At 58.4% G+C, this 16925-nt stretch carries 16 protein-coding genes and 4 tRNA genes; 1 reads left to right on the forward strand and 19 read right to left on the reverse strand.

Annotation, left to right across the window (positions count from 1 at the left end):
- Nucleotides 1-136: 136 nt before the first annotated feature.
- From rplI to ACTQZK_RS04695, 15 genes are all read right to left on the reverse strand, one after another.
- Nucleotides 137-673, reverse strand: a complete 537-nt coding sequence (gene rplI / locus ACTQZK_RS04625; RefSeq protein ID WP_114566342.1) for a 50S ribosomal protein L9 — start codon at nucleotides 671-673, stop codon at nucleotides 137-139.
- Nucleotides 674-688: 15 nt separating this feature from the next.
- Nucleotides 689-949 (reverse strand): 30S ribosomal protein S18, encoded by a 261-nt coding sequence (gene rpsR, locus ACTQZK_RS04630; protein ID WP_114566343.1) that lies wholly within the window; start codon nucleotides 947-949, stop codon nucleotides 689-691.
- Nucleotides 950-972: 23 nt separating this feature from the next.
- The gene (locus ACTQZK_RS04635; protein ID WP_114566344.1) at nucleotides 973-1425 is read right to left on the reverse strand and encodes a single-stranded DNA-binding protein; all 453 of its coding nucleotides are present in this window, start codon (nucleotides 1423-1425) and stop codon (nucleotides 973-975) included.
- A 60-nt stretch (nucleotides 1426-1485) separates the two neighbouring features.
- Nucleotides 1486-1779: a 30S ribosomal protein S6 gene (gene rpsF, locus ACTQZK_RS04640; RefSeq protein ID WP_441898643.1), complete on the reverse strand. Its 294-nt coding sequence runs from the start codon at nucleotides 1777-1779 to the stop codon at nucleotides 1486-1488.
- A gap of 450 nt (nucleotides 1780-2229) precedes the next feature.
- Complete coding sequence (locus ACTQZK_RS04645) at nucleotides 2230-2739, reverse strand: hypothetical protein (RefSeq protein ID WP_114566346.1); 510 nt, start codon at nucleotides 2737-2739, stop codon at nucleotides 2230-2232.
- Between the two features lie 294 nt (nucleotides 2740-3033).
- Nucleotides 3034-3504: a MarR family winged helix-turn-helix transcriptional regulator gene (locus ACTQZK_RS04650; protein ID WP_123191608.1), complete on the reverse strand. Its 471-nt coding sequence runs from the start codon at nucleotides 3502-3504 to the stop codon at nucleotides 3034-3036.
- 152 nt (nucleotides 3505-3656) lie between these two features.
- Complete coding sequence (locus ACTQZK_RS04655; RefSeq protein ID WP_441898645.1) at nucleotides 3657-3983, reverse strand: DUF2200 domain-containing protein; 327 nt, start codon at nucleotides 3981-3983, stop codon at nucleotides 3657-3659.
- Nucleotides 3984-4014: 31 nt separating this feature from the next.
- Nucleotides 4015-4305, reverse strand: coding sequence for a DUF1905 domain-containing protein (locus ACTQZK_RS04660; RefSeq protein WP_441898647.1), 291 nt, complete (start codon nucleotides 4303-4305; stop codon nucleotides 4015-4017).
- Nucleotides 4306-4385: 80 nt separating this feature from the next.
- Nucleotides 4386-4478: transfer RNA gene (locus tag ACTQZK_RS04665), tRNA-Ser, on the reverse strand.
- Between the two features lie 63 nt (nucleotides 4479-4541).
- Nucleotides 4542-4633 (reverse strand) — tRNA-Ser (locus ACTQZK_RS04670).
- A gap of 308 nt (nucleotides 4634-4941) precedes the next feature.
- A complete protein-coding gene (locus ACTQZK_RS04675) occupies nucleotides 4942-6177 on the reverse strand; it encodes a peptidylprolyl isomerase (protein WP_441898649.1) in 1236 nt (411 codons plus the stop codon).
- Nucleotides 6178-6401: 224 nt separating this feature from the next.
- Complete coding sequence (gene typA, locus ACTQZK_RS04680; protein ID WP_114566351.1) at nucleotides 6402-8213, reverse strand: translational GTPase TypA; 1812 nt, start codon at nucleotides 8211-8213, stop codon at nucleotides 6402-6404.
- A gap of 210 nt (nucleotides 8214-8423) precedes the next feature.
- Nucleotides 8424-8990: a J domain-containing protein gene (locus ACTQZK_RS04685; RefSeq protein ID WP_114566352.1), complete on the reverse strand. Its 567-nt coding sequence runs from the start codon at nucleotides 8988-8990 to the stop codon at nucleotides 8424-8426.
- A 158-nt stretch (nucleotides 8991-9148) separates the two neighbouring features.
- Nucleotides 9149-9224 (reverse strand) — tRNA-Ala (locus ACTQZK_RS04690).
- 84 nt (nucleotides 9225-9308) lie between these two features.
- Nucleotides 9309-9385, reverse strand: a tRNA-Ile gene (locus ACTQZK_RS04695).
- A gap of 248 nt (nucleotides 9386-9633) precedes the next feature.
- On the opposite strand from ACTQZK_RS04695, the gene ACTQZK_RS04700 reads away from it, so the two are divergent.
- Nucleotides 9634-10143, forward strand: coding sequence for a bifunctional nuclease family protein (locus tag ACTQZK_RS04700; protein WP_441898651.1), 510 nt, complete (start codon nucleotides 9634-9636; stop codon nucleotides 10141-10143).
- A 148-nt stretch (nucleotides 10144-10291) separates the two neighbouring features.
- Here the strand turns inward: ACTQZK_RS04700 and gyrA are convergent, their stop codons facing one another.
- From gyrA to recF, 4 genes are all read right to left on the reverse strand, one after another.
- On the reverse strand, nucleotides 10292-12883 hold the full coding sequence (gene gyrA, locus ACTQZK_RS04705) for a DNA gyrase subunit A (RefSeq protein WP_418830987.1): 2592 nt from the start codon (nucleotides 12881-12883) through the stop codon (nucleotides 10292-10294).
- A gap of 224 nt (nucleotides 12884-13107) precedes the next feature.
- Nucleotides 13108-15057 carry a DNA topoisomerase (ATP-hydrolyzing) subunit B gene (gene gyrB, locus ACTQZK_RS04710; protein ID WP_181792524.1) on the reverse strand — a complete coding sequence of 650 codons (1950 nt, stop codon included), beginning with the start codon at nucleotides 15055-15057 and terminating at the stop codon, nucleotides 13108-13110.
- Nucleotides 15058-15186: 129 nt separating this feature from the next.
- A complete protein-coding gene (locus ACTQZK_RS04715; protein ID WP_441898653.1) occupies nucleotides 15187-15792 on the reverse strand; it encodes a phosphoadenosine phosphosulfate sulfotransferase in 606 nt (201 codons plus the stop codon).
- Nucleotides 15789-16910, reverse strand: coding sequence for a DNA replication/repair protein RecF (recF, locus tag ACTQZK_RS04720; protein WP_441898654.1), 1122 nt, complete (start codon nucleotides 16908-16910; stop codon nucleotides 15789-15791). Before recF ends, ACTQZK_RS04715 begins: the two co-directional genes overlap by 4 nt.
- Between the last annotated feature and the right edge of the window lie 15 nt (nucleotides 16911-16925).

Genomic DNA, 16925 nt, shown 5'->3' on the forward strand with positions numbered 1-16925 from the left:
GAGCCAAACACACCTAATTTCGTTATCCACCGCAGCAAAAGAAACCCCTTTGCCCGCTATCAGGGGCAAAAGGGTTTTCCTCAAGTTTCCACAGCGTCTTGCGGTGGAAAACTATTTTTCAAGCAGGCTGCGATCGCTATTCAGCGGACTCGGCAGCTTCCTCGACAACCTCCTCGGCGGGAGCGACTTCTTCAGCCACTTCCTCAACCACGGTCTCTTCGACGGCAGCCGCGTCGCCGACGAACAGCTTCACGGTGGTCTTGATTTCGCGATACAGGGAGATCTGAACCTCGTGGTCGCCAGCCGTCTTGATGGCATGACCCAGCGCGATGCGGCGCTTGTCAACATCAACGTCGGTCGCAGCCTTGATGGCGTCGGCGATCATCTGAGCGGTAACGGAACCGAACAGCTGACCCTCTTCGCCAACCTTGGCCTCAACCTTGACGACGGAGCCTTCGAGCTTGGCTTTCACAGCGTTAGCATCGGCAATGCGATTTTCCTCGCGTTTGGCAATGTTGTGCTTGCGCTGCTCGAGCTGCTTGAGGTTGCCCTTCGTGGCCAGGATGGCCAGCTTGTTCGGCAACAGGTAGTTGTTGGCAAAACCGGGAGCCACGTCGACGACGTCGCCCTCACCGCCCTTGCCCTTCAATTCTTGGAGCAGGATGACTTTCATGGTTCCTCCTAGCGCCTAGCGGCTGCGACGGTCGCCGCGACCGCTGATGGCGGGAACCGCGTAGGGCATCAAAGCCATCTCGCGAGCGCGCTTCACGGCGTTCGCGATGTCACGCTGGTGCTGGGTGCAGGCACCCGTCACGCGGCGCGGCTTGATCTTCCCGCGGTCGGTAACGAACTTACGCAGCATCTGAGTATCTTTGTAGTCGATGAACTGCGAGTCCTCCTTGCAGAACTGGCAGAACTTGCGACGCGGCTGCTTCGCGTAATCGGACATTTCAATAACCTCTTTCGTATCGCTTAAAACGGGATGTCTTCGTCATAAACCGAAGAAGAGGCATCAACCACCGGAGCGGCCATTGCGGGAGCAGCTGCCGGCGCGGAGTACCCGCCGCCCATGCCGCCGCCGTATGACGAATCGCTGTTTCGGCTGGACATGAATTCCAACTCGTCAACGATCACTTCGATCTTGCTGCGCTTCTGTCCGTCGCGCTCCCACTGGCTCCAACGGAGCTTGCCTTCGATGGACACCTTCGTGCCCTTGCTCAGGAATCGCGACAGGCTGTCGGCGCGAGCGCCGAACATCGTGCAGTCGATGAAGTTCGGGTAATCCTCCCATTCGCCGGTCTGTTGGTTCTTGCGACGGTCGTTGACCGCCACGCCGAAGCCCAGAACCGGAAGCCCGCTCGCAGTGGAGCGAAGCTCGGGATCGCGCGTCAGGTTTCCGCTGATGATCACTCGGTTAATGCTCATGGTGTCTTCCTCTTCTCATGACGGGTACCGGGTTTCGAACCGGGACCCTGCGTCGTATCCTTAATCGCGATCGGTGCGCTTGACGATCATGTGACGGACTACAGCATCGGTGATGCGCAGAACACGATCGAGTTCGGCAACGTCAGCGGGATCGGCGTGGAAGTCGATGAGAGTGTAGTCACCATCGGTCAGACCGTTGATCTCGTAAGCGAGTTTACGCTTGCCCCAGTTGTCGACGTTGTCAACCGCACCATTAGCATCGGCGATCGTGGTCTCGATACGCTTCATAACAGCGGCGCGGATTTCTTCGTCGATAGACGGAGCGACAAAAAACAGCAATTCATAAGCCTTCATCAGCTCACCTCCTTTGGACTGTACGGCCCCGGGCTGTGAAGGCGTTAACCGGGGCAGGAATTAGCCTTGCTAGTTTAGCAAAGGAGAAACGAGTTTTCCGTCACAACTCGCAGTATTCCGCCATTACACCGTTTCGCCACACTTCACAACCGTCGCGTTTGCCCAAATATCATTGTCGAACACGTTAAGGACATGATACCAAGGCGATCTAGCCAATACATGACATGCGTCCAGCGCGCAGCCATCTTCGATCCATCCGAATCTTGCACGGGTCTAGCTTCCACATGATCCCGTTCTGCTCTGAATCTAACGCAGCGCTCGCTCGAACCTTGCACGGATCTAGCAAGAATCTACGTCGATCCTAGCACAGGAGGTCAGAGGCGTAAAAAAGCCGCGACTCTCTGCAGGCCGCGGCAATCAATGCGAACAATATGTTCAGGGGAAAACGCCTTACTCGGCAACGTCTTCCTCGAGGTATTTCTCTTCGATGTCTTCATCGGCGTAGGAATCGGCATCCTGAAGCGCGATCATGAAGTTGGGAGCTTCGCCAATATAAGCCGGCTCCTCCTCGAATTTCACCTCTCCGTCTTCGGAAGTCTCGTACAGGTACCCCACGGCGTATCCGGCGTCTTCGCCGGGAATGCCGCCTTCGGCGATCAAAGCGTCCTTCACGCCGTCGTCCACTTCGATGTATCCGTCGTAGCACAAAGCGTACGCCGCCGCGCCACGGGCATGCTCGACGGTGTGACGCGCAAAGTTGAAGCACTCCTCAGCAGACTCGCCGGGATGATTCTCCAGGAACAGGTTTTCCTTCACCACCAAGGCCGTGAAAGGAATTACCTCGGATCCTTGAGCCAGTTTCTCTTTAGCTTCCTCAAGCGAGAACAGCAGAACCTTCTCCAGGGTTTCAGGAATCTCGGGAACCTCTACGTCAGCGCTCTCGACCATGCGATCAGCCATAACCTCGTCCTTTCAATGAAACGCTCGTATCTTTTCGCAAGCGTGTCTCATAACGGCAATACCGTTTTTCGCTGCGTTCAGTGTAGAGCTTGCCAACCTTAACGCGTATGACTGCTGATGGTATGCGTTGTATCTTCAGAATTCTTAGGCTTACGCGCAGGCTCTTTTGTTTCACGTGAAACGAAGGCTATGTCCGCGTCGAAGCGCATGCATAATGGAAGCTGGGAATGAAACGCATAAAAAACCCTGCACCGCCGAAGCAATGCAGGGCTCCTTTATTTTGCACAGCGCGGCTTAGTGACAGCTGCAACGATGGGCTTTGCGGCCCTTCTTTTTCCCATTGATGCCCTTGTCCTTCATGGACAGAATAAGCTTCTCGGTGATCGCGTTCAGCTGAGCGACCTCTTCCTCGCTCAGACAAGACAGGATTTCATCAGCTGTTTTATCCTGCGCGACAACGCGCTTCTGAGCAACAGCACGACCTTCGTCGGTCAGCTTTACTGCGTAGGTGCGCTCGCCGTCCGCGTCCTCGATGGTCGCGTATCCGTTGCGAACCGCCTTCTTTACGATATCCTTGAGCTCGCTGCGGCTCATGCCCATCACGCCTACCAGATCGCGCTGGGTTGCCCCGTCGTTTTCGATCAAGGCGTTCAACAATGCGCCCTGGCCGCGCTTATAGCTTTTCGGGCCGTTCTTGTGAAATCCCAGGCGCGTAAGCTTGCTGGCTTTCTTCAGTTGGTTCAACGTCATAGTAGCTTGATTCATAGGTATTCCTTCTTGCATCTTATTGATCTCTGTATGACAGAAGCTACTATACCGCTTGTTTTTTCACCTATTATATTATTCATAAATTTATCGTGATTAATAGTTTTGGCTGATTGTAAGCAGTATTTATATTATTCACGAATAAGGAGTTATCAGCTCTTAAGCACCTTCTCCAAGGGTTTCCCCTTTGCCAGCTCGTCAACCAGCTTATCCAAGCGACGGATGTTCCTCATGAGCGGATCCTCTATGGCTTCAACGCGCACGCCGCACACGACGCCGGTCACCTTGTCGGCGCAAGGATTGATTTGCGGCGCCTGCTCGAAAAACGCGGCAAGGTCGGTGTCGTCGCTCGTCTTTTCCTGCAACTCTTCCTGACCGTATCCCGTCAGCCAACGAATTGCCTCGTCAAGCTCGGTTTTTGAGCGTCCCTTTCGCTCCACTTTTTGAAGGTAGAGCGGGTAGACGCGGGAAAACGGCATGGAAAACACCTTTAAGGAATCTTTGCTCATGTCATTCACGCTCCTGCACGGTTACATGGACCGCGTCGCCGATACCTTTGCCAAGTTCGCTTCGTATGCCTTTTAATATACCCACTATATAGCAAACAGAGCCGTCTTCGTTTTTCACTCCCATGTTGACGATGCTCCCGTCGTAGGGAATCCCGTCGAACGTGACATGGGCTTTGACGCGGCCTTTTCCGAACTCTTGGCGAACGTCGTAAGGAAACGGAACGTACGCGCCGCCTTTTCCAATTTCCGATGAACGAATAACCGCATCGTATTCGTATACCGCAGGATTCATAATGGTCCCTCGCTTCGAGTATCCAAATGAATAAGGAGCATGATAAAACAAAAAGCGCCCAAAGGCGCTTGTTTGAAAACTGGCGGAGGAGGAGGGATTCGAACCCTCGTCACCGGGGTTGCCGGTGAAACGGTTTTCGAGACCGCCGCATTCAACCACTCTGCCACCCCTCCGCTTGGGGTGTCGAGGCTATGCCCCGTACTGCAAACGCGCCCTTAAAGGGCGCGGAATTAATCTGGCGGAGAGATAGGGATTCGAACCCTAGGTACTCTTTTGGAGCACACACGATTTCCAATCGTGCACCTTCGGCCAGCTCGGTCATCTCTCCGCTTCATGGAATTGCACACCTGGATCGAAACCAGGTCGTGCAGCGAGTATGTAGTATACAACAGCCCTTACGTCCCCACAAGCAATAAATTTCACCTTCACGAGCTTCCCAACCACAGCCCTCATCAATCCAAACCCATGCGCCCGGCGCGAAACAACCTTCGCTCGGCAAGCACGCCGCCTTACCCGAAAATCACGGCGCATCACCGCGGCGTGCCGCCGCACACGCCCATCGGAAGCAAGCCCTGAAAAGCAGCAAGCCGGCCGCTGCGCGCGGTCGGCTTGCTCTCAATTTATGGGAAGCACCTATTACGAAGCTTCTGCAGGCTGGCCGGAGCCTTCGCTCTTCTGCTCGCCTTCGGAAGAAGCATTGTCAGCGTTTCCGGAGTTGTTGGAAGAGTTATCGGCGCTACCTGCTTGCGCGCCCTGATCGGTGGAATTACCCGACTGAGCAGCAGATTCATCCGTCTTGTACTTCGTCACGTCCACGTTGTAGGGAACGTCAGCAGGCATGTCGTTGATCTTCACGTCAGACGCCTCGCGCTGCTCATCGACCCACTTCTGGTACGCCTCGGACTGAGCCTGAGACTTCAAAGACTGCTTGATCGTATCCAGCCAGTCGGAAGGAATCTGATCGACGCTGGTGATCTCCACCTTTTCGGTGCCGTCTTCAGCCTTGGTCTTGGGAGCCTGGTACACATCGGTACACTTGATGATATGGATGCCGTACGTGCTGGTCACCAGCCCGCTTACCTGGTCTTTCTGCAGGTTGTTGAGCGCATCTTGATACTCGGTCACCAGCTTGGAGGTCTTATCCCAGCCGATGTCGCCGCCCTTTTCGGCGGAAGCGGTGTCGTGCGAGTACTCCTTAGCAGCTTCAGCGAAATCAAGCGCGCCGGAGTTGATCTTGTCCAACACTTCCTGGGCGGTTGCCTCGGCACCGCTATCGAACAGGATATGGGAAGAGCGACGGGCGCCGTCGTAGGCAGTTGCATACATCTGCGCATACTGAAGCTGGTCCGCTTCGCTGGGATCCTCATCGACGGTGAACGATTCCTTCAGGTACTTGTCTGTGAGCTGCAGCTTGACCTCTGCGCGATAATCGTCTTCGGTCATGCCGGACTGTTCGAGCGCGGCCTGCCACTTCTCATCGTTTTCGTAGTTGCTCTTCATCTGGTCGACGTAGCCGTTCACTTCCGCGTCATCAACCGTGACGCCGCGATCAGCCGCGTGAGCCCTGATAACCTCGCGCGTTACGAATGCATCGATGACCTGCTCTCGGAATTCTGCAGGATTCTTATCGAGCTGGACAAGATACTTGCCCCAAGAATCCTCATCGGTCATGCCGTACTGGGTTCTCAAGTTTTCGATGTACTTAGTCACATCGCCTTCGGAAATCTCGACGCCGTTCACCGTGGCTGCCACGCTGTCGGTGCCGGAACCACCCGAGGATCCGTTGCCTCCCGCGCAGCCTGCCAGCCCCCAAACGCACGCAGCGGAGATGCCAACAGCACACACGGTCTTTACAAGATGCAGCTTTTTCATAAGACCCTTCCCTCGAACACGCGTGGTCTTCGCAGTTCATCTGCAAATAACCTGCATGTAAAGATACTGGGCCGTATTTTCGCATACGCACGAAATAGGGTCTCACCTTGCACAAGAAGCCCATGTTCGATTCACAGTCCCCACGCCAGGTTCAGGGAAAACCCTGATATGAAAAGCGCCGCCTCGCATGAGACGGCGCTCGGAACTGCCTTGACTGAAAAAGCCTACTTCTTGTTGGCCTTCTTACGCTCGGTAGCGGAAAGAATGCGCTTGCGCAGGCGAATGCTCTTCGGAGTGATTTCCACCAGCTCGTCGCCTTCGATGTACTCGAGCGCTTCCTCAAGCGTGAAGGTTTGCGGGGGAGTCAGCTGGATGGCCTTGTCGGCGCCCGACGAACGCTGGTTGCCCAGCTGCTTCGACTTCGCAATGTTGACCACCATGTCGCCCTCTTTCGCGGACTGGCCAACGATCATGCCCTCGTAGCAATCCTCGCCCGGACCGACGAACAGCTTGCCGCGCTCCTGCAGGGCGTCGAGCGCATACGCAACGCTCTTCTCGGTGGACATGCTGATCAGCGAACCGTTCTTGCGGCCGCCGAACTCGCCGCGATACGGCCCGTACTCGCTGAAGTGGTGGAACATGGTGGCTTCACCGCGCGTGACGTTCAAAAGGCGCGTGCGCAGGCCCATGGTGCCGCGCGAGGGAATCTTGAACACGAGGTGCGTCTGATCGCCGCGCTGGAACATGTCGGCCATTTCGCCGCCGGCGCTGCCGAACACCTCGATCGCCTTGCCGGCGTACTCGCTCGGCACGTCGACGGTTGCTTCCTCGATCGGCTCAAGCTTGCGTCCCTGCTCGTCCTTCTTGATGAGGACGCGCGGACGGCCCACTTGGAACTCGAACCCTTCGCGGCGCATGGTCTCCATGAGAACCGAAAGGTGCAGCACGCCTCGACCGGCAACCTCGACGCCGGACTTATCCTCAAGCTCTTGGATGCGCATGGAGATATTGCTCTCCGCCTCGCGCATCAGGCGCTCTTTCAACTGGCGAGCGCCCACGATGTCGCCTTCGCGGCCCACAAGGGGGCTGGAAGACGCTTCGAACACGATAGCGATGGTGGGCTCTTCAACCTGGATGGGGTCAAGGCGAATGGGGTTGTCGCGGCTGGTGACCATATCGCCGATGTCGGCGTCGTCCACGCCCACCACGGCCACGATATCGCCCGCGTGCACCTCGGGCTTTTCCTTCTTGCCCAGCTCCTCGAACGTGAACACCTGCTTGATGTTGGTGTTGTAGCGCGTGCCGTCGTTTTTGATGACCAGCACGGGTTCGCCTTTGTGGATGGTGCCGGAGAATAAGCGACCGACGCCGATGCGCCCGACGAAGCTGGAGTGGTCCACCGTGCAGATCTGCAGCGCCACAGGGCCGTTCGGCTCGCAGTCGGGGGAGGGGACCTCTTTGATGATGGTCTCCAGCAAAGGAAGCATGTTCATGTTGTCGTCGGTCGGGGCGAAGCGCGCGTAACCGTTCATGGCGCTGGCGTAGATGACGGGGAAGTCCAGCTGCTCGTCGGAAGCCTCGAGCTCAACCATCAGGTCGAATACCTCGTCAACCACTTCCTCGGGGCGCGAACCGGGGCGGTCGATCTTGTTAACCACCAAAACAATGCGCAACCCCAGCTCAAGAGCGCGCTTCAAAACGAACCGCGTCTGAGGCATGGGGCCTTCGAACGCGTCGACGATCAACAGGGCGCCGTCGGCCATGTTCAGAACGCGCTCCACCTCGCCGCCGAAGTCGGCGTGGCCCGGCGTGTCGATGACGTTGATCTTCACGCCGTCGTAGGTGACGGAGATGTTCTTGGACAGGATGGTGATGCCGCGCTCGCGCTCCTGGTCGTTGCTGTCGAGCACGCGCTCTTCAACCTGCTGGTTCTCGCGAAACACGCCGGACGTATACAGAAGACGGTCGACAATGGTCGTCTTGCCGTGGTCGACGTGCGCGATAATGGCTACGTTGCGGATATTCTCTTGTTTCATGCCTTTCTTCTTCTTTCTATTCAAGCCACACCTAGATCGGCGCGGCGATGATCCTTGCGATAGGGCCCGCGGCGGATACCGCTCCCGTAGAGGACGATTGTCGCCCGAAACGTACGTTTTCCGCCTGAATTCCGTACGTTTCGGGCGACAATGCAGGCGCTGCCGGACAATCGATGCAACAGGGAGGAACGATCGCCGGCGAAACGGCGGCTACACGTCGTCCAACTCCTCGGCGAGGCGGCGTTCTTCCTTGTTCAATTCGTCGATATGCTCGTTCAGCGTATTGAGCGTTCTCTGCGAGGAAACCACCTGCACGATGCCCCACACCGCCGCAGCGCCTGAAATAGCGGCAACGATGCCGAACAGGCCGAACGGACGCCTGCCCGTTATGAACGCCACGATGCCGCCCACGGCTGCCATAGCCATGCCGTTACGGCGTTCGTCAAGAACCACGTCGCGCTGCTTGACCAGCTGAATGCGCGCGGCAGCGATTCCCGCCATGCGCGCTTCCTCCTGGCTTCCCGTCGCGTAAACGCGATCCGACCCGTCTTGCGCGCCTCGGCGCGCTGACGTGCGCGACCCTTTGCCCTTGGTCAGGTACTCGTATGATTCTTGGAGGTTCTTGAATTGCTCGGTGGCCCGCTCTTGAAGCTTTTTGTTGCTGGCGAACCGATCAGGGTGCAGAATCTGCGCCGTTTCCTTGTAGGCGGTCTTGATGTCCTCAGGCGTCGCGTCCTCGTCAAGACCCAAGATGCGCAGTGCTTCCGTTCGGTTCATAGCTCCCCATGTGCGGTTTTCGAATGCAGCCTTCCACGAAGGCTTGGCGATGGTCGTACGAAAGAAGATTTTACCACGCTCGAGGCTTTTTCAGGGAGCGCGGCGGTGCTCTCACAGAATGGACGAATGAAAAAACGGCCTTGCGGCCGTTGAATACATGGTGGAGCATAAGGGGATCGAACCCTTGACCTCAGGCTTGCAAAGCCCGCGCTCTCCCAGCTGAGCTAATGCCCCATGTTTTGAACCTATAAGGTTCCGAACATTAATAAACGCTCCACCGGCTAACTCGGCTCACGGTGGAGCGTTTATCGCAAAAAATGGTGGGCCCGAATGGATTTGAACCAGCGACCTCACGCTTATCAGGCGTGCGCTCTAACCAACTGAGCTACGGGCCCCAAAAAAGTGCCTGGCTAGTATAACCCACTTTTGAACGATTGGTCAAGCATCGATTTTCTTAAAATTGAAAATTTTTCATCATGCCTGTTCAAAGGTGTAATATAGGCTTTTCGGACGCTGTTCGAGCGCGAAACGAGGCAGGTCCTGCAATCCGATGAAAGCGGTACCGTTATAATCGAAGAAAGAATCGCATCGAAAGCCATCCCGTGCTTCGATGCCGAGGCGAACCTTGCGAAAAGGAGCATCGATGGTACCCGTCAACGTCCAAACCCTGATAGTTTCCGCCGCTCCCACACCCTCGATCATCGTTTTGCAACCGATCGAGGAAGCCCCCCAGCAAGGCAAGTACCGCATCGTCCCCATCTGGGTCGGCGTGAATGAAGCAACCCAGATGGGCGTCGCGCTTGAGAGGGCGCGTTTCTCGCGCCCTATGACGCACGATCTGTTCTTGGACGCGCTGACGAACCTTGACGCCTGCGTCGATCACGTGGTCATCAACGACGTGAAGGGCTCGACGTTCTTCGCGCGGCTCGCCCTGCGCCAGCATGACCGGCTAATAGACCTTGATGCCCGCCCGAGCGACGCGCTGGCCCTGGCGGTGCGCCAGAAGGCTCCTATCTACATCGAGGAAGACGTGCTGGAACGAGCATCGTTTCCCTACGTGCTCAAGAACCCGTCGGGCGGCGTGCCCGAACACGAGCTTGAGGAGTTCCGCCAGTTCCTTGAAGGGATTGCTCCCGAGGACTTCGAGGTTTAGCGCAAGGGCACGCTCGAACAACCGACGGCGCCCGGGACGATAAGCCAACAAGTGTGAAAGAAGGGGTCGAACCTGTTGCCGGTTCGACCCCTTCTTCAATGTTCAAGCCGTTGAACGGCTCGTTTTCTCAGCGGGAAGCGCGTCCGTGCTAGTCCTCAGCAGGTGCTTCCTCGGGGGCAGTCGCCGCGTCAGGCGCCTGCGCGTCAGTCGACTCGTCTTCCATGTCGTCGATCTGCGACTCGTCCAGCTCGTCGGCGGAACCCGGCTTCGTGGACTTCTTCTTGCCGCGGCTCGAAATCGCCACTGCGGTCACGCGATCCTTGTCGGCCACCTTCATGACGCACACGCCCTGCGTGGAGCGGCCCAGCTCGGAAATACCCGAAACCGGGGTGCGCACGACCACGCCCTCTTCGGACATGATCATGATCTCATCGTCCGATCCGACTATCTTCATAGCCGCGAGCAGGCCCTTCTTCTCGGTCATCGTAATGGTGAACACGCCCTGGCCGCCGCGGTGATGCTCAGGGTATTCGGCGATAGGCGTGCGCTTGCCGTAGCCCTTCTCGGTGATGACGAACAGGTCGGTGTCGGGCTGCGCGATCTCCATGCCCAGCACCTTCGCGATAGGCGGCACGTTCATGCCGCGCACGCCCATGGTGTCGCGACCCATGGCGCGCACCTCGCCCTCGTCCCACATGATGGCCTTGCCGGCCGAGGAGACCATGAGCACGCGCTCACCTTGCGCAACGCGGCGCACGCTGATCAACTCGTCGTTGTCCTTCAGGTTGATGGCGATAAGCCCGTCGCGGCGCGTACGGTCGTACAGTTCCATCGACGTCTTCTTCACCATGCCGTGGGCCGTGGCGAACATCAGGTACTCGTTTTCCGGGAAATCCTTCGTGGCGATGACGGCGCTGATCGTCTCGCCGCGCTCAAGCGGCAGCAGGTTCACGATAGCCGTGCCACGCGCGTGACGCGACGCTTCGGGCAGCTCGTAAACCTTCAGTCGGTACACCTTGCCCTTCGTGGAGAAGAACAGCATGTACGAGTGCGTGGAGGCGATGAACAGGTGCTCCACGTAATCGTTGTCCTTGAGGTTCACGCCCTGCATGCCCTTGCCGCCGCGCTTCTGCTGGCGGTACGTGGCAACCGGAAGGCGCTTCACGTAACCGGACTTCGTAACCGTGACCACCATGTTCTCCTCGGCGATCAGGTCCTCGACGTCCAGATCCTTCGCCGCGTCGGACAGGAGGGTCTTGCGGGGGGTGCCGTACTTCTTCTTGACCTCCAGCAGCTCTTCCTTGATGATCTCACGCACGAGAGCCGGATCGCTCAGAACGCGCTTGTAGTACGCGATGCGCTCAAGCAGTTCGTTCAACTCGCTTTCGATCTTCTCGCGCTCCAAGCCGGTCAGACGACGCAGGCGCATCTCCAAGATGGCATCGGTCTGCTTCTTCGACAACCCGAAGCGCTCGGTCAAGCGCTCGCCGGCCTCTTTGTCGGTTTGGGACGAACGGATGATGCTGATAACCTCGTCGATGTTATCGAGCGCGACAATCAAGCCTTCCAGGATATGAGCGCGTTCCTCGGCTTTCGACAGCTCGTAGCGCGTACGGCGCACGATGACGTCTTCCTGGTGAGCGATGTAGTAGTGCAGCATCTCCTTGAGGGAAAGGACGCGCGGCACGCCGTCCACCAACGACAGCATGATCACGCCGAAGCCCACCTGCAGCTGGGTGTGCTTGTACAGCTTGTTGAGCACCACCTGCGGGATGGCGTCCTTCTTCAGGTCGATGATGATGTCGATGCCGTGACGATCGGCGCCGTCGTGGATGTTGCTGATCTCGGGAAGCTTCTTCTCGCGAACCAGCTCGCCCAGCTTCTCCAGCAAACGCTGGCGGTTCACCTGGTAGGGAATCTCGGACACCACGATGGAGCTGCGGCCGTTCTTGCCCTCCTGCACCGAGCACTTGGCGCGCACGGTCAGCGAGCCGCGGCCCGTTTCATAGGCATCCAGGATGCCCTTCTTGCCCATGATGATGCCGCCGGTGGGGAAGTCCGGGCCGGGAAGCGCCTTCATCAGCTCGGCGGTTTCGATCTCCGGGTTGTCCAGCATAAGGCACGTCGCGTCGATCGTCTCGCCCAGGTTGTGCGGCGGGATGTTGGTGGCCATGCCGACGGCGATGCCCGACGAGCCGTTGACCAGTAGGTTCGGGAAACGAGCCGGAAGCACCGTGGGCTCTTCCAAGCTTTCGTCGTAGTTCGGCTGGAAGTCGACCGTCTCTTTGTCCAGGTCGCGCAAGAGCTCCATGGCGGCCTTGTCCAAGCGGGCCTCGGTGTAACGCATGGCGGCGGCGGAGTCGCCGTCGATGGAGCCGAAGTTGCCGTGACCGTCGATCAGCGGGACGCGCAGCGAGAACGGCTGAGCCAGGCGCACCATGGTGTCGTACACCGCAGAGTCGCCGTGCGGGTGGTACTTGCCGATAACGTCGCCGACCGTACGGGCCGACTTCATGTGCGGGCGGCTGGGCGTGTAGCCGCTTTCGTTCATGGCGTACAGGATGCGGCGGTGAACCGGCTTCAAGCCGTCGCGCACGTCGGGCAGGGCGCGCGACACGATAACGCTCATGGAATACTCCAAGAACGAGGTCTGCATCTCTTTGCCCAGGTAGGCGCTGCGAACGATGGTACCCTCGCCGCCGTTGGCGCCCTCGACGATGGATCCGTGGGGGTTGCCCATGGACGACGTGTCGATCAGCGCGCGAGCTTTGTCTTCCTCGGACACGCCGGCACCTGCGACGGGCGTTGCATGCGCCTCCGCGGCTTCCGTTTCCTCGTCGGCGCTCTCCTCGGCATCGGCGTCGGCCTCAGCGCGGGCGATCAACTCGTTCAGCTTGTCGTCACGTTCGCCGGAGCCGTCGATGGGGTCGAATTCTTCAGTATTGTCTGCCACTTGCCTTCTCCTTAGATGTCCAGGAATCGGACGTCACGGGCGTGCTTCTGGATGAACTCCTTGCGAGGCTCAACCAAATCGCCCATCAGCTCGGACACAACGCGCTCGGCTTCGGCGGCGTCGTCGATGTTCACCTGCAGCAACGTGCGCGTGGCCGGCTCCATGGTGGTCTCCCACAGCTGCTCGGGATCCATTTCGCCCAGACCTTTGTAGCGCTGCACGTCGAACTTGTTCGGGTCGTCGTACTCGGCCAGCGTTGCGGACAGGGCGGACTCGTCGTAGATGTAGCGCTCGATTTTCGGGTTGCGCGAGTTCTTCTTCTTGAGGCCGAAGATAGGAGGCTGCGCGATGTAGATGTAGCCGCGGTTGATCAGCTCCGGCATGTAGCGGTAGAAGAACGTCAGCAGCAGGCAGCGGATGTGCGCGCCGTCGACGTCGGCGTCGGTCATGATGATGATGCGGTGGTAGCGCGCCTGATCAGCGTCGAAGTCGTCGCCGATGTTCGTGCCGATCGCCGTGATCAGCGAGCTGATGGTGTCGCTCGAAAGCGAACGGTGCAGGCCCGCGCGCTCCACGTTGAGGATCTTGCCGCGCAAGGGCAGGATGGCCTGCGTCTTGCGGTCGCGGGCCTGCTTGGCAGAGCCGCCTGCGGAATCGCCCTCTACAATGAAGATTTCGGACTCGGCCGGGGTCTTCGACGAGCAGTCGGCCAGCTTGCCGGGAAGCGCGAACGAATCTAGCACGCCCTTGCGACGTGTCATCTCGCGCGCTTTGCGCGCGGCTTCGCGGGCCTTGAGGGCCTGGGTGGCCTTGCCGATGATGCGCTTGGCGGGGGTGGGATTCTCTTCCAGGTACTCGGCCAAGCCCTGCGTGACCGCGTTCTGCACGAGCGGGCGGATCTCGGTGTTGCCGAGCTTCGTCTTCGTCTGCCCCTCGAACTGCGGATCGTGCAACTTCACCGAGATGACGGCGGCGCAGCCTTCGCGCGTATCGTCGCCGGACAGGTTGGAATCCTTCTCCTTGAGAATGCCCTTGTTGCGCGCATACTCGTTGATCGTGCGCGTGACGGCCTGCTTGAAGCCGTCGAGGTGCGTGCCGCCCTCGTGCGTGTTGATATTGTTCGCGAACGCCATGACCGAGTTCGTGGAATACGAAGTGGACCACTGCATTGCCACTTCCACCGTGCCGTCGGCGTTTTCAGCCTCGAAGTAGATGGGCTTGTTCAGCGTTTCCTTGCCCTCGTTCAAGAACTTCACGAAGTCGACGATGCCGCCGGCGAACTGGAACACGTCCGTGCGGGGGTTGCCGTCGGCGTCGGTTACGCGCTCGTCGTGCAGCACGATCTTCAAGCCCTTGTTGAGGAAGGCCATTTCGCGGAAGCGGCTTGCCAGGGTGTCGTAATCGTACACCGTGGTCTCGGTGAAGATCTCGGGATCGGGCCAGAACGTCACCGTAGTGCCGGTGTGCTTAGCCGGACCCGTTTCGTGAAGCTTTGTAGCCGTCTTGCCGTGATCGAAATCGATCTCGTACGCTTTTCCGTCGCGGCGCACGCACACGGCCACGCGGCTGGAAAGCGCGTTCACAACGGACACGCCTACGCCGTGCAGGCCGCCGGACACCTTATAGCCCTCGCCGCCGAACTTGCCGCCGGCATGCAAGATGGTGAGAACCACCTCGACCGTAGGGATTTTCTCCTTCGGGTGCTTATCCACCGGAATACCGCGACCGTTATCGTCGACCGTGATCGAGTTGTCTTCGTGAATCGTCACTTCGATCTGATCGCAGTAACCGGCCAAAGCTTCGTCCACGGCATTGTCGACAACCTCGTACACCAAATGGTGAAGGCCACGAGGACCTGTCGAGCCGATATACATGCCCGGACGCTTGCGGACCGCCTCCAGGCCCTCGAGGACCTGAATGTCAGAACCGTCGTAATGGTCAGGTTTCTTTGCCACTGACATGCTCCTTTTGTAGTGCGATGCGTGAGTGAGGCGCGTCGGCGCCAACCTATAAAGTTTACCACAGGTATTCGTGGTACGAATAAAATACATCACGTTTGAAGGCTTTGAGAAGCCTTGTAAGACACGATCTTAGAACTGAACGTCGTTTTTAACGTCTTTCGATGTTTTGCGTTGCAAATCAGCAATCATGGCTTTTTCGAGCGCACGACGAACAGCGGCGTTGTCCACCATGGCAACAAGCTCCTCCACCGCCGCGGTCTCCTCGGGCGCCAAAGAGCGGCGCGCAGCAGGACGTACGGGCGCGCCGGAAGCTCCGACACCGGGCTCGTCGGCGGGATCGGGCCGAAAAGGATGCCTCGATTTCATATCGAAGCGCGATGGCTTGATGCAGAACGCCTCCACGTGCTCGCCTTGCTCGTTGAGCTTCATTTTGAGAAATTCCTGCCGCGCGTCAAGGTCGGATCGAATCATGCTGTCATCCGAATACACTACCAACACGGTGCCGCCATCCGTCACCCTCGCCGCTGCGCGCGCGTCGTCCACATCATCCGCCCGCATGACGTACACCGCGTTGATATGGTCGAGAACCATAGGCGCCGCATCTTTGTAAACGGCTTCGACGGCTTTTCGCCACATGACCTTCACCGCTGCCGCGCGACGAGCGCGGGCTCCGGAATCGTCCCCTGCGCCGAACGAAGCCATCAATTCTTTCAAGCCGCTTCCCAGCGTTTTCACGATCGATCGCCTCGATCCCCTAAGCGGACCACCCGGGCGCGTGCAAGCAGATCCTCGTCGAAATACGACAAATTCGTCGTGGTTATGAACGTCTGGATATCCCCGGCCACAAACGACACGAGTGCTCGACGTCGAGCGGAGTCAAGCTCGCTCATCACGTCGTCGAGCAACAGCACGGGCTTCTGCCCCAGAATATCCTGGATAAGCGACGCCTCGGCAAGCTTGAATGCCAGAACCACCGAGCGCTGCTGCCCTTGGCTCCCGAACACGCCCGCGTTGCTTCCATTTATGAAGAACTCGATTTTGTCCGCATGGGGCCCTACGAGCGCGCGGCGGCGCGCACGTTCGTCAGGAAGCCGCTTCTGCAGCGCGCACGACAGCGAGGCGCGCGCCTCGTCGCGACCGAACGAGTACGAGCGCGACACGCTTGGATCGTGATCTTCCCACGACGGCACATAGCACGCCGTCAAGGACTCCCGACCTTCGGTAATCTCGGAATAGTAAGAACTCATCGAGCTTGTCAGCTTCTCGAACAACGCGCTGCGGTAGCACGCCAGCTGCGCGCCGCAGGTGACGATCATCTCGTTCATGCTCTCGATGAGCAGCGAAGACGAATCTTCCTTGAGAAGATGATTCTTATGGCGAAGCACTTTTTCGTAGTCGCGTCGAATCAAGTAGTGATTCGCGGAAAGCTGAGAGCCCAGCGAATCGAGAGCGGCGCGGCGGACGGACATGGAACCCTTCGACAACTCCAAATCGTCGGGCGTGAACGTCACCGAAGGAACAAGGCCCTTCAAATCCGCCGTGCGCTTGGGCTTCCCGTTCAACAGGTGCTTCTTCTTCCCCTCGGACAGCTGGACGCCCAGAGTCAATTGACGGCTTCCGTCGGTGACATCCGCCTGCAACCGACCGAACGAAGAACCGGCGCGCACCAGCTGAGGCACCGTGGGATTCCTGAACGACGATTGAGCCGTTAGAAGCTGCACCCCTTCGATAATGTTCGTCTTGCCTGCAGCGTTCGGCCCGACGAGCACCGTCAAAGGGCCGATGTCGCTCAAGTCGAACGCTTCATAGCTCCGAAAATCGCAAAACGAGATATGAGATATGCGAAGATCCACCGCGGACGCTTCTCC

Origin of the sequence: Paraeggerthella sp. LCP19S3_G8, from assembly GCF_052119225.1 — a bacterium.
Classification (GTDB): domain Bacteria; phylum Actinomycetota; class Coriobacteriia; order Coriobacteriales; family Eggerthellaceae; genus Paraeggerthella; species Paraeggerthella hominis.